14 protein-coding genes and 1 pseudogene are annotated in these 17421 nt (G+C 42.4%); 13 read left to right on the top strand and 2 right to left on the bottom strand.

The features are described from left to right. From L1286_RS22680 to L1286_RS22660, 5 genes are all read left to right on the top strand, one after another. The gene (locus tag L1286_RS22680) at positions 1 to 1143 is read left to right on the top strand and encodes an acyl-CoA dehydrogenase family protein (protein WP_235409321.1); all 1143 of its coding nucleotides are present in this window, start codon (positions 1 to 3) and stop codon (positions 1141 to 1143) included. Further along, positions 1140 to 2696: an amino acid adenylation domain-containing protein gene (locus L1286_RS22675; RefSeq protein WP_235409320.1), complete on the top strand. Its 1557-nt coding sequence runs from the start codon at positions 1140 to 1142 to the stop codon at positions 2694 to 2696. Before L1286_RS22680 ends, L1286_RS22675 begins: the two co-directional genes overlap by 4 nt. Before the next feature lie 96 nt (positions 2697 to 2792). Beyond that, entirely contained in the window at positions 2793 to 4340 is a 1548-nt protein-coding gene (locus tag L1286_RS22670; RefSeq protein ID WP_235409319.1) for an NAD(P)-binding domain-containing protein, read from the top strand. A gap of 22 nt (positions 4341 to 4362) precedes the next feature. Further along, on the top strand, positions 4363 to 4971 hold the full coding sequence (locus tag L1286_RS22665; RefSeq protein ID WP_235409318.1) for a chorismate--pyruvate lyase family protein: 609 nt from the start codon (positions 4363 to 4365) through the stop codon (positions 4969 to 4971). Positions 4972 to 4974: 3 nt separating this feature from the next. Continuing rightward, positions 4975 to 6450: a cytochrome P450 gene (locus L1286_RS22660; protein ID WP_235409317.1), complete on the top strand. Its 1476-nt coding sequence runs from the start codon at positions 4975 to 4977 to the stop codon at positions 6448 to 6450. A gap of 107 nt (positions 6451 to 6557) precedes the next feature. Here the strand turns inward: L1286_RS22660 and L1286_RS24255 are convergent, their stop codons facing one another. After that, positions 6558 to 7871 carry a methyl-accepting chemotaxis protein gene (locus tag L1286_RS24255; protein ID WP_328284243.1) on the bottom strand — a complete coding sequence of 438 codons (1314 nt, stop codon included), beginning with the start codon at positions 7869 to 7871 and terminating at the stop codon, positions 6558 to 6560. Between the two features lie 360 nt (positions 7872 to 8231). Here L1286_RS24255 and L1286_RS22645 point away from each other — a divergent pair, with 360 nt between their 5' ends. From L1286_RS22645 to L1286_RS22635, 3 genes are all read left to right on the top strand, one after another. After that, a complete protein-coding gene (locus tag L1286_RS22645) occupies positions 8232 to 9578 on the top strand; it encodes a glycoside hydrolase family 55 protein (protein WP_235409316.1) in 1347 nt (448 codons plus the stop codon). A gap of 254 nt (positions 9579 to 9832) precedes the next feature. Beyond that, a complete protein-coding gene (locus L1286_RS22640; RefSeq protein ID WP_235409315.1) occupies positions 9833 to 10912 on the top strand; it encodes a HEAT repeat domain-containing protein in 1080 nt (359 codons plus the stop codon). 104 nt (positions 10913 to 11016) lie between these two features. Continuing rightward, positions 11017 to 11400, top strand: a complete 384-nt coding sequence (locus L1286_RS22635; protein WP_235409314.1) for a calcium-binding protein — start codon at positions 11017 to 11019, stop codon at positions 11398 to 11400. Between the two features lie 88 nt (positions 11401 to 11488). Here L1286_RS22635 and L1286_RS22630 read toward each other — a convergent pair whose 3' ends face one another. Beyond that, a complete protein-coding gene (locus tag L1286_RS22630; protein ID WP_235409313.1) occupies positions 11489 to 12403 on the bottom strand; it encodes a LysR substrate-binding domain-containing protein in 915 nt (304 codons plus the stop codon). Positions 12404 to 12529: 126 nt separating this feature from the next. On the opposite strand from L1286_RS22630, the gene L1286_RS22625 reads away from it, so the two are divergent. The 5 genes and pseudogenes from L1286_RS22625 to L1286_RS22605 all read left to right on the top strand — a co-directional run. Continuing rightward, on the top strand, positions 12530 to 13291 hold the full coding sequence (locus L1286_RS22625) for an isocitrate lyase/PEP mutase family protein (RefSeq protein WP_235409312.1): 762 nt from the start codon (positions 12530 to 12532) through the stop codon (positions 13289 to 13291). A 118-nt stretch (positions 13292 to 13409) separates the two neighbouring features. Then, complete coding sequence (locus L1286_RS22620) at positions 13410 to 13907, top strand: nuclear transport factor 2 family protein (protein ID WP_235409311.1); 498 nt, start codon at positions 13410 to 13412, stop codon at positions 13905 to 13907. 366 nt (positions 13908 to 14273) lie between these two features. Then, positions 14274 to 14816, top strand: a complete 543-nt coding sequence (locus tag L1286_RS22615) for a GNAT family N-acetyltransferase (protein WP_235409310.1) — start codon at positions 14274 to 14276, stop codon at positions 14814 to 14816. Positions 14817 to 15019: 203 nt separating this feature from the next. Next, positions 15020 to 16672, top strand: coding sequence for an H-type lectin domain-containing protein (locus L1286_RS22610; protein WP_235409309.1), 1653 nt, complete (start codon positions 15020 to 15022; stop codon positions 16670 to 16672). A gap of 455 nt (positions 16673 to 17127) precedes the next feature. Continuing rightward, positions 17128 to 17421 (top strand): annotated as a pseudogene (locus L1286_RS22605) (DUF342 domain-containing protein); the annotation flags it as partial.

The following is a 17421-nucleotide window of genomic DNA, read 5'->3' as shown; positions in this document are numbered from 1 at the left end:
ATGAACTTTGAGTGGAATGAGGATCAGCTCGAGTTGTTTGAGCACGCACTCAGCTTTGCTAGGGACTTAGATTTTTCGAAAGTACCTGATGGGGAGTTTCCTGAAGCTGCTTGGCGCGCGCTTGGTGAATTTGGCTACTATGGATTGCCGATTGACAGTAAATACTCAACGTGTGGCAGTGGTTTTGACATTTTAACGACGGTAAAAATTCTAGAAGGCTTAGGGCAGGGCTGTGCCGACACCGGTATTTTGTTTGCGGGTGCCGCCCATACCTTTGCTTGTGCAATGCCAATCTATGAGCATGGCAGTGAAAAACTCAAAATGGAATTGCTACCAGGGTTAACGAGCGGTGACAAGATCGCAGCCAATGCAATATCCGAAGCAGAAGCAGGATCAGATATTGGCAAGTTAACAACCAAAGCCTGGCGAGAGGGTGATTACTACGTCATCAAAGGTGCAAAGTCTTATGTAACCAATGGCAGTGTCGCTGATTATTTTGTCCTGTATGCCACGACCAATCCTAAATTTGGGTACCTGGGTCAAACCGCCTTTGTAGTACCAGCGGGTTTGCCAGGCATTGAAGTGGGCAACAGTTACAAAAAATTGGGTTTGAACTCAGCACAACTTAATCAAGTATTCTTCGATGAAGTAAAAGTGCACAAAGATTATGTTTTAGGGAGTGAAGGTCAAGGTGCCCGGATCTTTGCAGCATCGATGGACTGGGAACGTTGTTGTTTATTTGCCTTGTTTATTGGTGTGATGCAGCGTGACTTAGCGCGCTGTATAGAGTATGCCAACACACGTAAACAAGGTGACAAAACAATCAGCAAATTTCAGGCGGTTTCACATCGTATTGCAGACATGGAAGTACGCCTACAGAGCGCAAGATTACTGCTGTATTTTGCCGCATGGCAAAAGTCGCAAAATGTCGATAATACCAAGGCGGTCGCTTCGAGCAAGCTCGCTATTAGTGAAGCGTTTGTCCAGTCTGGCATAGATTCGATTCGCGTTCATGGCGCCCTAGGATACCTTCAAGAAAGTGGGGTGGATGCGAGCATTCGAGATGCTTTGGGGTCAGTTCTTTTTTCTGGTACATCCGACATTCAGCGGGAGTTGATCTGTAATAGGTTGGGCCTGCTATGAAAATACTCAGTGATGTCTTAATAACTGGACTTTCCCAAGTCGGTGACAATGCTCTGGCCGTGACTGATAGTTTCGAATCATATAGTTATGGCGAATTATCGTTGTCGGTAACGCAAATTGCTGTGCTTTTACAAAGCAAAGGGATTGAAGCTGGTGACCGCGTTGGCATTTGGGCTGATAAATCATGTCGGGCACTCGCCGCGATGTTAGCGGTGACAAAACTTGGCGCTGTCTATGTGCCGATTGATCCCATGAACCCCATGGTACGAGTTGATATTATTCGCAATGATTGTGCAATGAAGGTGATGTTCACCACGCAAGCTAAATTCTCACAATATCGCGAGCAGTGCGCAGAGGGTTGTCATTTTGTCGTACTAGACAGTGAGGGCGAGTTTACTGCGTCGGCTGCGAGGGCGCTTGAGGTTAATCAAGCCAGCAATTGGCGAGATATTAAGCGATGCCAGCCTTCCAGTTTGAGAGTAAGTGCTGATGTGGGCGGTGATGATCTTGCATACATGCTCTATACCTCAGGCTCTACTGGCGTGCCAAAAGGTGTGCGAATAAGTCACACTAATGCGCTTGCTTTTGTCCAGTGGGTGATTGAAAAAATTAAGCCAACCTCACAGGACCGTTTTTCTAACCATGCCCCATGGCATTTTGATCTGTCTGTTTTGGATATTTTTGTGGCTCTGGCTACGGGGGCAAGTGTACATCTGGTTTCTGAATTGGATAGTTATGTTCCGCAAAAGTTAGTGAACTTTATTGCTGAGCGTGGCATTACCGTTTGGTATTCGGTACCGACGGCTCTGACCATGATGATGAATGCAGACCCTCAGTTTGGTGAGTCCTGTAAGCAACTTCATACCATTATTTTTGCCGGCGAGGCATTCGATGTGAAGTCGCTTAAAGCACTTCGTGCACACTTCCCCAACGCGGACCTATTCAATTTTTATGGTCCAACAGAAACCAACGTCTGTAGCTATTACAAAGTGCCAGAAGTGGTGCCTGAGACACTCCCCATTGGCTATGCAGCGAGTGGTGCACGGATCACTATTTGTAATGAAACTGGCAACCAAGTTGAACTAGGTGAACAAGGCTTTATCACCGTCATTGGTCCGACCGTATTTTCTGGGTATTGGGGAAGGGAAGAAAGAAAAGAGGCAGCCTACAACACAGGAGATATTGGCTACATCAATGAGCTTGGTGAGCTGATGTATGTCGGGCGACAAGACCACATGGTCAAGGTTAAAGGGTACCGGGTTCATTTAGGGGAAGTAGAGCGTGCGCTATATCAGCACCCCGAAATCAAAGAGTGTTTGGTTGTATTAAGCGATGAAAAAACGCTACAAGCGCACATCGCGACTGAATCTGAGCCTCCGTCGTTGCTGACGTTAAAAATGCATTGTGCCAAACGCTTACCGAAGTACATGCTTCCTGAGCAGATAGTTTATTGGGATGCACTACCTCGTAATCGTAACGGCAAATTATCGCGTCAAAGCTTATCAGAATCACGCCCACAACAAGCGGCTACGACAGAGCACAGTGGTGCGTAACCAGTTTACATCATTGTAAACATTAACCTAGGGGCTGTACTCGATGCTGTCGTAACAGTATGAACAAGCAGCTCCTTGCTATACACGGAGAGAATTATGAAAAAGACCATAGCAGTCATAGGTGCTGGTTTATCTGGTATTGCCGCCGTTAAACAATTAACTGATGGTGGCCATGAAGTTACTTGCTTTGAAAAAGCCGAGAGCTTTGGGGGGGTGTTTGCAGATAAAAAAATCTACGACGATTTACACCTCACAATTTCTAACTATTTTATGGCGTATTCTGACTATGTACCCAATCATCAAAAACTGAAGTTTTGGTCAAAAAAAGAATACATCCATTACCTAGGTGAATATATCCAGCGCTTCGATATTGCGAAGCATATTCACTATGACCATGAAGTATGTCGTGTCGAAAAACAAGGCGACAAATGGATTGTCAATTACAAAAGTGGTGATAAAGAACACAGTAAAGAGTTTGATATGGTGTCGGTCTGCTCAGGTCATTTCCAAAAACCTAAACTACCAGAGTTGCCGGGTCTGGATATGTTCAAAGGTGAGATTGAACACTCAAATGACTATCGAGATAAACACAAGTATGCAGGCAAACGTGTTTTGTGTGTTGGGCTAGGCGAAAGCTCAGCAGATATCACATCAGAAATATCTGAAGTGGCAAGAAAGTGTATCTTATCGCTGCGCCGCTACCCTGCAGTTGCACCTCGTTACATGGCATTTCAAGAAGATCCATATTTTACAATCGATACGTCATGGTTGACGTCGCGTATTGTGAACAAACTACCACACAAATATCATGGAGGGATCACCAAAGGCATTTTCAATAAGTACGTAAATAGCCGCAATGATCATGTTCGTATTCGTGGTGAATGGCTCAAGAAATCGGGGCCTTCTCATCATCAAGCGGTTACTAAAAATGAACGTTTATTCCGTCCAATTGCGGATGGGAAGGTGACGCCAAATATTGGTGGTATTGAACGCTTTGAAGCGAATTCTGTGGTGTTTAAAGATGGCACTCGAGAAGAAGTAGACGCCGTGGTATTTTGTACTGGATACCAGCTGAGCTTTCCATTTTTGGATGTCAGTATTGCGAATATGCGCGATCTGTTTAAGCAAATGTTTATACCTGAAATGGGCCATACGCTCTCTTTCATCGGATTTGTTCGACCACAGCAGGGTGGGATCCCAGTCATTGCGGAAATGCAATGTCGTTATCTATCAAAATTAGCTAGCGGTGAAGCTCAGTTGCCAACGTTATCTGAAATGCACGACGTGGTGAAACACGATACGAAACACTGGCAAACAGAATATAAAATAACACCACATGTGGCCTCTTTGGTGAACTACTGCCACTACATGGATTCGATGGCTAAATTAGTAGGCTGTATGCCACAAATACCTAGCTTATTTAAAGATCCATTACTTCGCGTGAAGTTACTCCACAACCCGCAGTTCGCTGCCCAATACCGTCTAGATGGGCCAAACAACATGACACATACGGCACGGGAGTTCTTACTGAGTTTTCCAAACATAAGCTCTTGGCCGCGGATCATTCATTTCGAAGTCGCCTTGGCAGCGCAAAAATTGCTTTCTCGTCTTCGATTAGATGGGTTACGCGAAATCAGCAAGTAAATAACAAGTACGAGGAAAGGACATGATCCAATTGTCAGATGAGTGTTTGAGCAACTTAGATGAGAATCTAGAAGCGCAAACCTATAACTTAAGCAGACTCAGTTACCTACAAAAAATCATTTTAGGCACCGATGGTACCGTGACGCAGTTACTTGAAAGTATTGTGGGGGAGCAAATCGTGGTTGAAAAGCTGCTCGAAGCAGATGTGAGCGTACTGCCTCACGAGGAAGATATGCATTGCCAGCAGCGCGTGATCACACTGAATGGGGGTAAGACTGGGTTACCTTATTTATACGCTGACTCTTTGGTGTATCACGGCAATATGAACGTGAACTTTTCTCGAGCTTTGACCGAAACGCGTATTCCTATTGGAAAAGCATGGGAAAAGTTTCAAATAGAGACCTATAAGACCTTGCTGTCATGGGGCTTTGAATATGCCGGCGATTTGTCACATCACTTCGCCGTGGAACCCTGTGATCTTGTGTTATATCGCACCTATTTGGTGTATTCACAAGGTAAAAAAATCTTTCGTATTACCGAGAAGTTTCCATTCGCTTGGTACATGCAGTCAGAGCAATTCGACGCTCAATTCGCATCAGCAGAACTATCAACCTTAGTCAGTGGGATTTGACCAATGAAAAATACCGATACAGCAGAAGCTTTGCCACAGAGCAAGCTAGATATAGACAAATTAACCCCTACGATACCTCATATTGCATTTAATAGTGAGGACGGTCAGCGCTTTTTTTGGGGCGAAGATTACCACCTCATCATTGAGGAGCTTTCAGAAAAGTATGGTGACATCTACTCAGTAGAGACTGCCAAAGGCCCCATTGTGGCACTCAATGGGTATCAGTACATCAGAGAAGCACTGGTTGCGCAGAATGATGTATTTAATGTGCGTGCTGATTATGAAATTTTACAAATTGCACCGCAAAAGCACTTCTTAGAATTAGAAGCGGGTGAGCAATGGCAAGTTCACCGAAAAGTGTTTGCTCACGCAATGCGAGAGTACTTTGCGACTCGCTGGGATCAGATAGAAGGGTGGATGACCACCGAAATTAATGATATTGCAGCCGTTTGGAAAGATCAGGGAGACGTTGCCTTTGATCCAAATCGAGAAGTTTCTCTGAAACTAGCCAGCTTTTTACACAAAGTGATGTTTGACGACCGCTTTGGTGAGTTTGAAGTGAGCATTTTCGATGAAAAGAGCTTGAGTTGGTTGCCAAACGGGTTTATCAACAGTACGCGCCATGAACTAATGCCAACGGAGTTACAAGAAAAGTATTACGCTCAATATGGCGACGCAATTGAAAAATTCAGCTCAAATCTCAACGGGTTAGATCAATATGTTTCATTCAATGTGGGTCGTCGCAAAGAAGATTATGTGCCTGGCGAGTATCGTGATTTATGTGATTACCTATTTGAAGCCAACGACAGTGTGGATGATGCAACAAAAGCAGCATTAAACATTGGTGAAAAAGAGATTGTCGTTGGTTCATTAACGCAGGTTGCAGGAGCGGGTGGCGGTGTTGGCGCATTTGCTATGCGGTGGGCGCTGCTATACCTCGCTGCTTTTCCTGAATATCAGGCGCGTGTGCAAAAAGAATTGGATGAAGTCGTGGGACATGATGAAGTACCACTGAATAAACACAAAGCAGACTTGCCTTATACTCAGGCCTTCATCGCTGAAGTACTGCGTCATTGCTCGATTACATCGATGCCAGCAGCGAACTATGCGACAAGCAAAGATACATTGCTAGATGGTTACTTTATTCCAGGTGGTACTCCACTGGTTATCAATAACTACAGTATCACGCGCGACGAAACACTGTGGGAGCAACCGGATGAGTTTATTCCAGAACGCTTTTTGGATGACAATGGTGAACTGAGCAAAAAACAGCAGGGAAAGGCTTTCCCATTTGGCCTAGGGCAGCGTCGTTGTCTTGGAGAGCATTTTGGTAAATACATCATCCATACTTTGTTCGCGCAATTAGCGCACAAGTTTGAATTCTCAATTCCAGCGGGCAAAAAGGCTAACCTAAAAGCGATTTCAGGTGTCTTTCTTGTACCTGAGGAAGTTGAAATAAAGGTGAAGCCACGTTTTTAATTCTCTTTATTTTAGTATTATGACTAAGAGTACCAAAACCACCCATGAAGGTGGTTTTTTTATGGTTCCGGTAAGCGTTCACTTTTGCGATGGGTGAGATAGAAATATTACTGGCTACTTAACTGTGATACGGCATCAACAATACGCTCAACTTGCTGGTTGATATCTGTGATTGTGGTGTTCAGTTCTTCAATCAGTTGCACGCCAGTCTCTACTTGTTTTGCACTCTTATCCATTGAGGCTGTGGCATCACTCGACAAAGCGACATTTTCTTTCACGACATCCGCGATTTCTGTTGTAGACGCGCTCGTCCTGGCTGCGAGCTGGCGCACTTCATCTGCCACGACAGCAAAGCCTCGACCTTGTTCGCCAGCTCGAGCTGCTTCAATAGCGGCATTGAGCGCCAGAAGGTTGGTTTGTTCAGCTATGGCACTGATTGTTGATACGATATTATTGATCTGATCAGACTGTTTATTGAGGGCTTCGATATTTGTCACGGCAGTGTTCATATTGTTGCTAAGGCTCTGCATGAGCTGTATTACGGAGCTAACGGATTGCTTGCCACTGTGAGCGGCCGTGTTCGCCAAATTAGAGGCGTGGCCGACATTTTCTTGAGTTTGCCTTGTCGTAATAATACGTTCGGTGATATCTGATGCAAACTTAGTGACTTTAATTACCTTTCCATTTTTGTCGATGACAGGGTTGTAACTGGCCTCTAACCACAGCTCATGACCATGCTTACTTTTACGCTCCACTTGGCCACTAAAATATTGGCCATTGGCTAATTGATTCCATAGCGTTTTGTAATCTTTAGAGTTTACAACATGGTCAGGACAAAAAGTACGATGGTGCTGACCTATAATTTCAGTGAGTTGATAGCCAGTGGCAGCAAGAAAATTGTCATTTGCTGTAAGTACAGTACCTGACACATCAAATTCGATCACAGCCATTGAACGGTAAAGGGCATTGATTAGGTTTTGTTGCGAAACGGCTTTTAATTCTCGTTCAGTGACATCAGAAGCAAACTTAACAATCTTAAGTAACTTTCCATTTTTGTCTAAAACCGGATTATAACTCGCTTCAAGCCACAGTTGCTTTCCTGATTTTGTAAAACGCTCGATCGTACCCGAAAAGAATTTACCGGCATTTAAAGTACGCCATAGCGTGGTGTAATCAGAAGAATTTGCATAGGTTCTATCGCAAAATATGCGGTGATGCTTACCCATTAACTCATCCAGCGAATACTCCATAGCATCCAGAAAGTTCTGGTTTGCTGTCATAATCTTACCGTCGGGAGAGAATTCAATGATTGCAGTAGATCGACCCACAGAATCGAGAGTTTGTTCGAGCAGTTGCTTTTTACTACGTTCATTCTCAAGTGAAAGTTGTAAAGCGTGCTTTTCTTTTCCAAAGGTAAACATTGATGAACTGGTCCCATGAGTTTATTGTTGAGAAAATCGGCATTATTGCAAGCACCAGATACATGTCAATCTCTGAGGCAAAATATCATCCTAAGTTATGAGGTGCACTACACACGGTGTTTGGTGGGTTAAATGATTATAACTTTGGCTTTTGACATATATAGATATGTTTAATTGCTTTATAAATAACCAGTTAATTAAAGGGTTTTTCATTAATTATAAAATTGTTAATTATTCTTGTTGATTATTTAAATTTCACTTGAGTGTTTTTAAATTTGATAATTATAATGTAGGAGCATGGTTTTTATTATTTGCATATATGTTTTTTGTATAATTTTAAACCAATAAATTAAAAGGAAAATGATGAAAAATAGTGCTCTAGTTCTTGTTGCTGCTTTAAGTTCTCCGTTGGTATGCGCATTTGATGCGAGTGTGGTGTCGATTACGGACAGCCGGTTTGGCGCTGTTGCAAACGATGGGATTGATGATTCGGCGCAAATCCAAGCGGCAATCAACTACGCAGTGGTTAATAATAAAAGCGTATATATACCAGCAGGTACGTTTAACGTTTCAAATACATTAGACGTGACACAGCTCAAAGGTAATCATAACGCCAGAATAAAAATATTCGGGGAAAAGAGAAATCTTTCAACGCTTGCCACTTCAGCGGATATTAGTTTAATCAAAGTTGCACACGGTGTAGAGCTGCACGACTTGTCATTACGTCAAAATGCGGGTTATGCGCTTGGAAAAGCGATTGATATTCCATTTGCAAGCTATCAATCCAACTTTTCAAAGTTAAATATCAGTGGCTTTGATAAAGGTATATATGGAAAGTGGGTGATTTGGAGTCGGTTTGAGGATTTGTTCATTGCAAATGTTAATGTTGGTATTGATTTACATGGTAATGGTCAAACGCCTGCCTATTGGAATTTGGAACCGAATGGTTGGTTTAACAATGTGAACATATTTGATAACGTCTATGTTGAAAGGTCTGACACCGGTATTAAACTTGCCGCAATGGGCAGCAATATTGTTAACTCAACAGTTCAAAATTCAAGAGTGGGTGTTGAACTATACGGACCTGATCAGCACTACACTTGGAACAACCAAATTAGTAATTTCTATGCAGAGGGCGTAAAAACGGTTTTCAAGGTGAAAAACTCACGTTCTTTGGATATTAATGGGGTGTTTGCGCAAGGTGGCAAAAGCACAGATCGTGCGACTGCGGTGATTGATGCTGAAAATGGTGGGGTGATCACCATCAAAGGTATGACAGGGCAAGATTGGTGGACCCACACTGCGATTCTCAAAAATACATATCTCAATGGTCATATCGTGGCGATTGGTGGCTCTGCAAACTTAGATGCCAGTTCAACTTATTCAAATGGCAACAGCAAGCAAACGGCTGCCATTGCACTGCCAGCAAATAGCAGTTGGGTTGCATTACCTGATAGCTTATCAATTTCAGGTAATAGTACTTACAGAGTTACAATTTCAGGAATACGAGATGGCTATGAGCCTGTGCTCGAAGAGTACACCATCTTTAACTGGAATGGTGCAAGCCGCTACGGCAAAATTTCTCATAATTCAGGAAATGGTCGCATTAAATTTAAAGTTGAAGGCGGTAAAATATATGCACAACTTGCATTTAATGGTGGTGGCGGCCTTTCTGGCGGTAAGGTAACAGTAGAAAAACTCCATTGATAAATTGCTGGTCTTAAACCGTAAAGGGTGAGTTTGATGCACCCTTTACGGTACGTCGAACTCACTCAGTGCTATCTCTCCAAGGATGCATCTATCCGAAATGGATGTCTACTGCATCTCAGTATCATTTCAAACGCCCCAAAGACATTTAAACAGGACAAAAAACAGTCGACTATTCTTAATTTTTCTGACATCCAATTGTTACTTAAACGCGGTATTTTTCTTTTGTCGAACAATAAAAAGGACATCAGCTAATGGAGTATAAAGCACGCTTACTCGTTCGAAGCGCGATTGCAGTGACAGTTCTTGTGGCTTGTTATGTTGGCATGACTTCATTCTCATTAGAGACAGACATACCAGCGCAAAATGAAGAAACGTCTACAGATGTCAATCTATCGCAGCCAAGTGGTCGCTTAGCGTTGGCGCAGTTACCTGAACTTGATGACCAAAAAACAGTGGTTCAACGCGCTGAACACAGCCAGACTGAGCGCTTAGAGCCCGTTCCGACAATGGCAAAAGAGATCGTTGAAACCGTACTCGCAGAGCTCAAATATAAATTAAAAACCAGCGAAGAATCTTTACGACACCCGATTATGGGACCCAGTAACACGAACCACGAATTACGTACGCAGTTATTGTTAGCAATTGAACAAGACCCTAGCCTCGTTGATGAGTTGATGATTGAATTTTTCAATGAACCAAATAGCTTACTGGGTAGAGAATTAAGCTTGGTACTATCTCAGTCAGCGCTCCCAAAAGCACAACATGCAGCTTTGGATTTGGCTTTTGACCTGTCCCAGACTGACGAGGACAGAGCTGCTGGCTTGATTTTGGTCTCGAATATGGCACAGATCGATGGCAATACCCGTGACCGTATTCTGGCGCATATAGAGTCAAGGAGTGAAGTGACCTCTGACATGCAACAGTTCTCGTTAATGGCATTGAGACCCTCACCCAGTTCCGAAGAGGATTATAGACGTGTACATGAAATACTAAACGAGTCAATGCAGACTGAAGATAGTGACGTGCGTCGTCATAGCGTCTATCAATTGGCTCAATGGGCAAATAAAGATAGTGATCTTACGCCTGTACGTCAAAGTGCCTTGCATGATCCGGATATTAATACCCGGGCGCGGGCAATTATGTCGATTGCAGATAGCAGCATACAATCTGATAAAAATCGTCATGTTTTATGGCAAGTATCAAACAACATTGACGAACCTTCAGAACTTAGAATGTATGCGCTGAAATCTCTGAGTTCGTATACCTTGTCGAACAATGAACTGTCCAATTTAAGTGCGTTAATGCGCCAAATCGAAACTAACTCAAACTAGGTACTTCATCACTTCTAAACCTAGAGTTTCAGCAATAAATTTGAAAGATGATTTCAAATAAATAAAAAGCAGTACTAAATAATTCATTCAACTAAGGAAAAAAAATGAAAGCATTAAAATTGTCTGTATTTGCGAGTACGTTAGTTATTGCGATGTCATTTGCCAATGCCGCACATGCAGCAAGAACAACGTATGGCACGGCTGGAGATGACATTCTTTATGGCGCTTCAGGAAAAGATATCATCTATGGATATGATGGGAATGACAAGCTATACGGAAGCTCTGGCTCTGATGTGCTTTACGGCGGAAATGGCAATGACAAATTGTACGGTTCTACAGGCTCGGACAAACTTTATGGTGGCAATGGTAACGATTACTTAGAAGGCTTTACTGGCAGCGATAAGTATTATGCAGGTTCAGGCTTTGATGTTTGCTACAACCTAACTGGTTCGCCCTATTATAGCTCTTGCGAAACGATTAAGCGTTAATTAGTCTCTCGGTATTAAAAAAGAGAGTAGATTCACATCAAATAAAATAGCACGACTCAACTCATGTGAGTTGCACTCTCTTTGATTATCAGCGCACAGTACGCATTTCTTTGGTTAGCCAGTCTGTAAATACTTTTAGCCTTGCTACCCTCGGGCTATTTGAGTCGTATACAAAGTATCGCTTGACTGTATTTGGGTGGGGTAAATCATAGAGAATCGATAACTCACCAGAATCCAGTTGTCGTTGGCATAAATATGGTACTGCGAGTGTGATTCCATGACCACTACAAACTGCGCTCAGAGCAATGTCCGTCGAGTTGACTTTAGTCCATAACTTGTAATCTTCTAGACCTGACACACCAGCTTTCTCACACCAACGGTGCCAATCATATGGGCCTGGCTTTTCTAGGGTTACTAATCTCTGAGAGAGCAGCACTTGGGGTGGTTGCTGACTAAGCCGTTTGGCAAGATGGGTTGCGCAAATCGGGTATACAGACGATTCCCCAAAGTAGTCGCAGACCAGGTTACTGGGTGTTTTACTCTGTACATTTGCCCCAAACCGAATGGCCAAGTCTACGTGGTTTTGTTTCAAATCTACGAATTCAGCTGAAGATGATACGTTAATTTGAATATTCGGATATCGCTCAGTAAACGATTGAAGTCGTGGCATGAGCCATAGTGCGATAAAAGCCTGCGTAGATGTGATGGTGAGTTCGCCATCGATCTCTTCTTCTTGGAGCTGGCTGATACCTTGATTCAATACTGAAAGGCCACGTTTGGCATGTTGATAAAGGATTTCACCTTGCTGGCTCAGCAGCATCTGTTTCCCTTTTCGCACGAATAAACGTGTATTGAGTAAACTCTCAAGCTGACGCATTTGCTGACTGACAGCAGCTTGCGAAATATACAGCTCTTGAGCTGCGAGACTATAACTATTGTATCTTGCTGCACACTCGAAAGTGACGAGTAAATTGATATTTTTAAACACAGTATTTGAGGTCAATTCCCTTTATTTTCCAATTATAAGCAATGCTTATATTAAATGTCGATTTTCATCGTTGGTGTTTGTAAACACTTATGAAGAAAATAGTTCTATCGAAACCAAAATACCAATGTTTAAAGGAAAAAAATGAAAGAATTTGAAGCATTTCACCAACAAGTTGAGCCGTTAATATTGGCGAATGTCTGGGACGCTGAAAGTGCTAAACGTGCAAAGCAAGCAGGGTATCAAGCTATGGGAACTTCAAGCGCGGCAATTGCCAGTGTACTAGGGTACGAAGATGGTGGAAAAATGCCTTTTGAGGCGCTACTTTTCATGGTCAAAAGAATAGTGGCATCGTGCTCTTTACCTTTGAGCGTAGATATCGAGTCTGGCTTTAGCGCAGATCCAAAAGTCATTGTTGAAAATATTCAGCAATTAGCTGAGATAGGTGTGGTTGGCGTGAATATTGAAGATAGCATAGTGACAAGCACGCGAGACCTAACCGATAAGTATGTATTTCAAAGCATGTTAAAGGAAATAATTTCCGAGCTAACGCTGCAAGGCACGCCAATTTTTATAAATGTGCGCTGTGATGCTTTTTTATTGGGTCTTGAGCATGCGCGAGTAGAAGCCATAACGCGTGCACAGCTTTATGAAGAAGCCGGCGCTAATGGGTTGTTTTTCCCTTGTGTCACTAAAGAAGCGGACATTGAGGCCTTAGTGAAGTCAACACGTTTACCTATCAATGTAATGACCATGCCTGAATTGCCAAATTTTAAGGCGCTTACATTACTTGGCGTTAAACGCATTAGCATGGGAAATTTTGCACATATGTCTATTTATAAACAACTGGACTGTATTTTAAACACCGTCAAAGAGCAGGGTTGCCATAGCGCGTTATTTACTTGATAGCTTTATTCCCACCGAGGTAAAGTAATTACATGTTATAAATAGAGTACCATGACGGTTAAACGCAATCGTAGTTACAGTGGCTATTACATTAAAAAACAATAATAGGGAGTCATATATGCGCATAATACTCATTTTATTTATAACGATTATTTCTTTTAATTGCTTTGCCTCTACACCTGAAAAAGTGGTCAGTGAACTTTGGCAAGCGTTATCACATGATAAAAATAGGTCACCGGATATTCGCAAATTAAGTCAGTTACTCCACCCTGAAGCCAAGGTATTTGGGCTGCATTTCAACAGTGATAAGAAGCATAACTTGATGGTCAAATCGGGAGAAGAATTCATCAAATTGCTCGATCGCATCTCTGGTAAAGGCTTTTATGAATGCGAAGTGGTGAGAAAAGTAACGGTTTATGATCACTTTGCGCATGTGTACAGTGTAGTTGAAACCCGATTTGAGCAAGCGAAAGTAGAGCCTGAATTCACCGGGGTAAACAGTATTCAACTTGTAAAGGTTGAGGGAGTTTGGCAAATTCTTTCTCTTTACTATCAAGTAGAAAACCCCAAAAAAGTTATCCCATTAAATGGGGGAAGCTCTGGGCGCTGCCTGTAGTGATGCTAGCCAAGGCGTGGTGGAAATTACCACTATTGATTTAAAACGTTTAAATCACGCGATTCAAATTCTAAATAACGGATTGATATTAATAGGACATCAAAGACACTTTCTTTTATTTTCTTTTATTTTCTTTTATTTTCTTTTTTACTTATATCGTATGAAAGGACTTACAGGGCTGAGTTAACTCTTCACGAATCAATGTGAGGCGTGTCATTTGATAAAAAATACTCGTTAATTTTTTGCATTGAAGGTGGCCAATGATAAAGCTTGGTGAAGCCTGAGGAATAACCTTGCTATGTGTAATTACTGTGCGGTAATTTGGGTGAGTATGATTTTTGAACACAATTAATTCAAGGAGGAGAAATGAATTACACATTGAGAGTAGCTTGTGAACACGATATTCCAATTCTAAAAAGAATGATAGAAGAATCCACAAAAGGGTTGTGCACAGAGTTTTATACGCCAGTGCAAATTGATCTGGCATTGCAAAGCGCGCTGGGTGTGGATTCGCAGCTAATTGATGACAAAACGTACTTTTGCATTGAGGCGCAAGGAGAGATTATTGCCTGTGGTGGGTGGAGTTATCGTGCGACGCTTTTTGGCAGTGACGATGAGCAGAGTCGCAATGCAACTGAATTAGACCCTGATACCCAAGCTGCCAAAATCAGGGCTTTTTTTGTCAAACCCGATCACGCCCGACAGGGCATTGGTTCAATGCTTTTAAAAAAGTGCGAGACAGAGGCTATCTGTAGGGGTTATCGCACGCTAGAGCTGATGGCAACTTTGCCCGGGGTTAAACTCTATGAACGGCACGGATTTGTCGCGGGGGAGACCGTAGAGTATAACTTGGGCGAAGGTACTCACATAACCTTTATGCCGATGAGTAAGCGACTCGAAAGATTTTAACCGTTTATACTTTTGATTTTGCCGTTCATGTTATTTGTGACCTGGATTGATTGCATAAAATGTTTGGATTTAGCATAGTCACACTTCAGGTTACAAAGTTATAAAGGATGCGCTTACCTTAAAGGAATAAGGCATATAAAGCTAATGTATGTCATTTCTTTGTGTCATTTTAACGAATTAGAATTGATGTAAAAGGTTCTAACATGCTAAATATGTCACGCGCGGTTTTTCCGATATTGGTCGCTTCTGCCGCTTACTCATCTCTTGCCAGTGCTAATAGTTGCCTAGGCGAACTTTATTCTATCAACTCTGGACGCGGTGCGCCTGGAGTATTGTTTAGCCTTGAAGAGCAAACAAAATCTGCCAAAGCAGTTTCAATGGCTGAGTTTAGCTCTGCGGCAATGGCATACGACACACGCCTAAATCGCATGTATTATGCGGCTTCTCCGATACCCTTTGAATATAAAGTAGACCTTAGTGCACTAGATGCAACACCAGAAGTGTTAGCACAAATTCCTGTGCAGGGAGATAGATTTAAATACACACGTTTGGCTTATTATGACTTTGCAACCAAGACTCACCATGTTGTCGACAGAACTAAATCAGTCATAGGCATGGTGTATGATGAGCAGAATGATGTCTTAATTGCGCATAGTTACACCGACCTCTATGAAATCAACAAGACTTCGGGTGAAGCCACCAAAATTATGCATTTTGGTGGCATTGATGGGCAATATAGAGGGGATTTAGTCATTCACCAAGGTGACTTGTACTTAGTCTCTTCTACGTCTGTTTATCTCATTGATAGATCAGACAGCAATGACTACAAGCTGGTGAAGCAGGCTGATCATAATTTACTGGCAGTAACGGGGGCGACGGTTGCACAAAATGGTGATGTACTTGTAAGTCGCACTGTAATTAATGATCATGGTCATAAAAACCAATCCGAACTGTATAAAGTAAACATGCAAACTGGTGGAACTTGCCTTGTTGCTTCGCTGCCTCTTAGGATAAATGACTTGGCGACAAACACAGCTGCACCTGTTGCCTGTTATCAAGCCGACCCTTGTGCGTTGGACAACAAAATTACCATGGTCTCTGACTCTATCGTGAAAAACCTAGACCATTTATGGCAAGCCCATTCTACAAATGGGGCTAATTTCTATGCGCCGTCGGTGTTTACCTCTGCACCAAGTTTCAATGGCAGCCATGGGGGAGTAAACCGAGTTAAGAATGTTTCACCAACTGGGTTTGAAGTGGCTTTTAAAGAATGGAACTATTTGGATCAAGTGCATCCTTATAAAGAGTCTTTTGATTATATGGTTCTGGAACAAGGCCGCTACACAATGGCTGACGGAACAGTGATTGAGGTCGGTAGTTTTGAGCTCAATGACACCAAAGTATTCAAGCAAACTGACTTTAGCCAAAGCTTTGCAAGTAAACCTCATGTTTTTCTCCAAGTTCAGACGTTCAACGGAGGACACACAATTGCAACTCGGGTTAAAGATATTACCGTTGACGGGTTTAAAGCTGCCTTTTATGAGCAAGACACCTTCAATGATGGCCATGTATACGAAACTGTGTCATACATTGCCATTGTCCCAGGTAGCGGTTCATCGGGCTCGATTGAAACACAATCGGGTAGCTCGTCTTACAATTTATTGAGCGCGAATATTGACCATAACGGTGGCCAGATCGGTGAGCATTATTATCTACTCGTCGAAGAAGCTTCAAAAGACAAAGAACTGAATCATACGCTAGAAACGGTACATGTTATGGATATAGGCGGTGTCAGTTTAGTTCAGCAAGTCAGTAGCAACGGTGATGACAACCTAAGTATCAGACGCAGAGATTGATCAACCCTTGGACATTTGTCTCAGCCCTCGATAGAGGGCTTTTTTATTTTCCCCTCCAGTCATCTGAACTCTACATTTACCTATATTGTGGCCTAAAAAGTGCATAAAAATTAGCGCTGGTTTGTTAGTGATTTTACGACAAGTGCTTTTGCACAGTTTTAAACTAAAAATAGTTTAAACGTTCAAATTCACATTAAATAGCGATAGGTTTTGATACTTAAATACTAGGTAAAAAGTCTCATATTGCGTATTTTGCTAAAGAAATCACGCATTTTCACGATAAATTTAGTAATAATAGTGACTTGTCCTTTTTTGGCATGAAGCATGTTTACAATCATTCATAATTGGCGCTAAAAGCCCCCAATTTTGACTTAACATTGTTCGGGCGTTGTGCTGAAATGAGGACGGTTGCATAAAAACATGTATAAAATGCAAGAGTATTTGGGAAGGAAGTGATGTCTTTGTTTCATTTTGATGAGGAGTCTGGGTATGTTTCTATGAAGGAACATCCTGCGCATTCGGGTTTTCCTGCGAGTGCCGCACAGCTTGTTGAGCTGTTAGAGCAATCTCCTTATGCTGACTTTGATGTCATTCACGCCAACATCGGTCAATTATTTTCTCCCTCTGATGACAGAGAAAAAGACTTATTGATTGTAGCAAGAGCCGTTGATGCATCTGTGATGATCCACGTTGAAGAGAATAATATGTTGGCCGAAGCACGGTTAACGACTGCCCGTGGCGGTAAGCTT

Origin of the sequence: Pseudoalteromonas sp. SMS1 (assembly GCF_021530565.1) — a bacterium.
Classification (GTDB): Bacteria; Pseudomonadota; Gammaproteobacteria; order Enterobacterales; family Alteromonadaceae; genus Pseudoalteromonas.
This window is presented reverse-complemented; position numbering and strand designations above follow the sequence as displayed.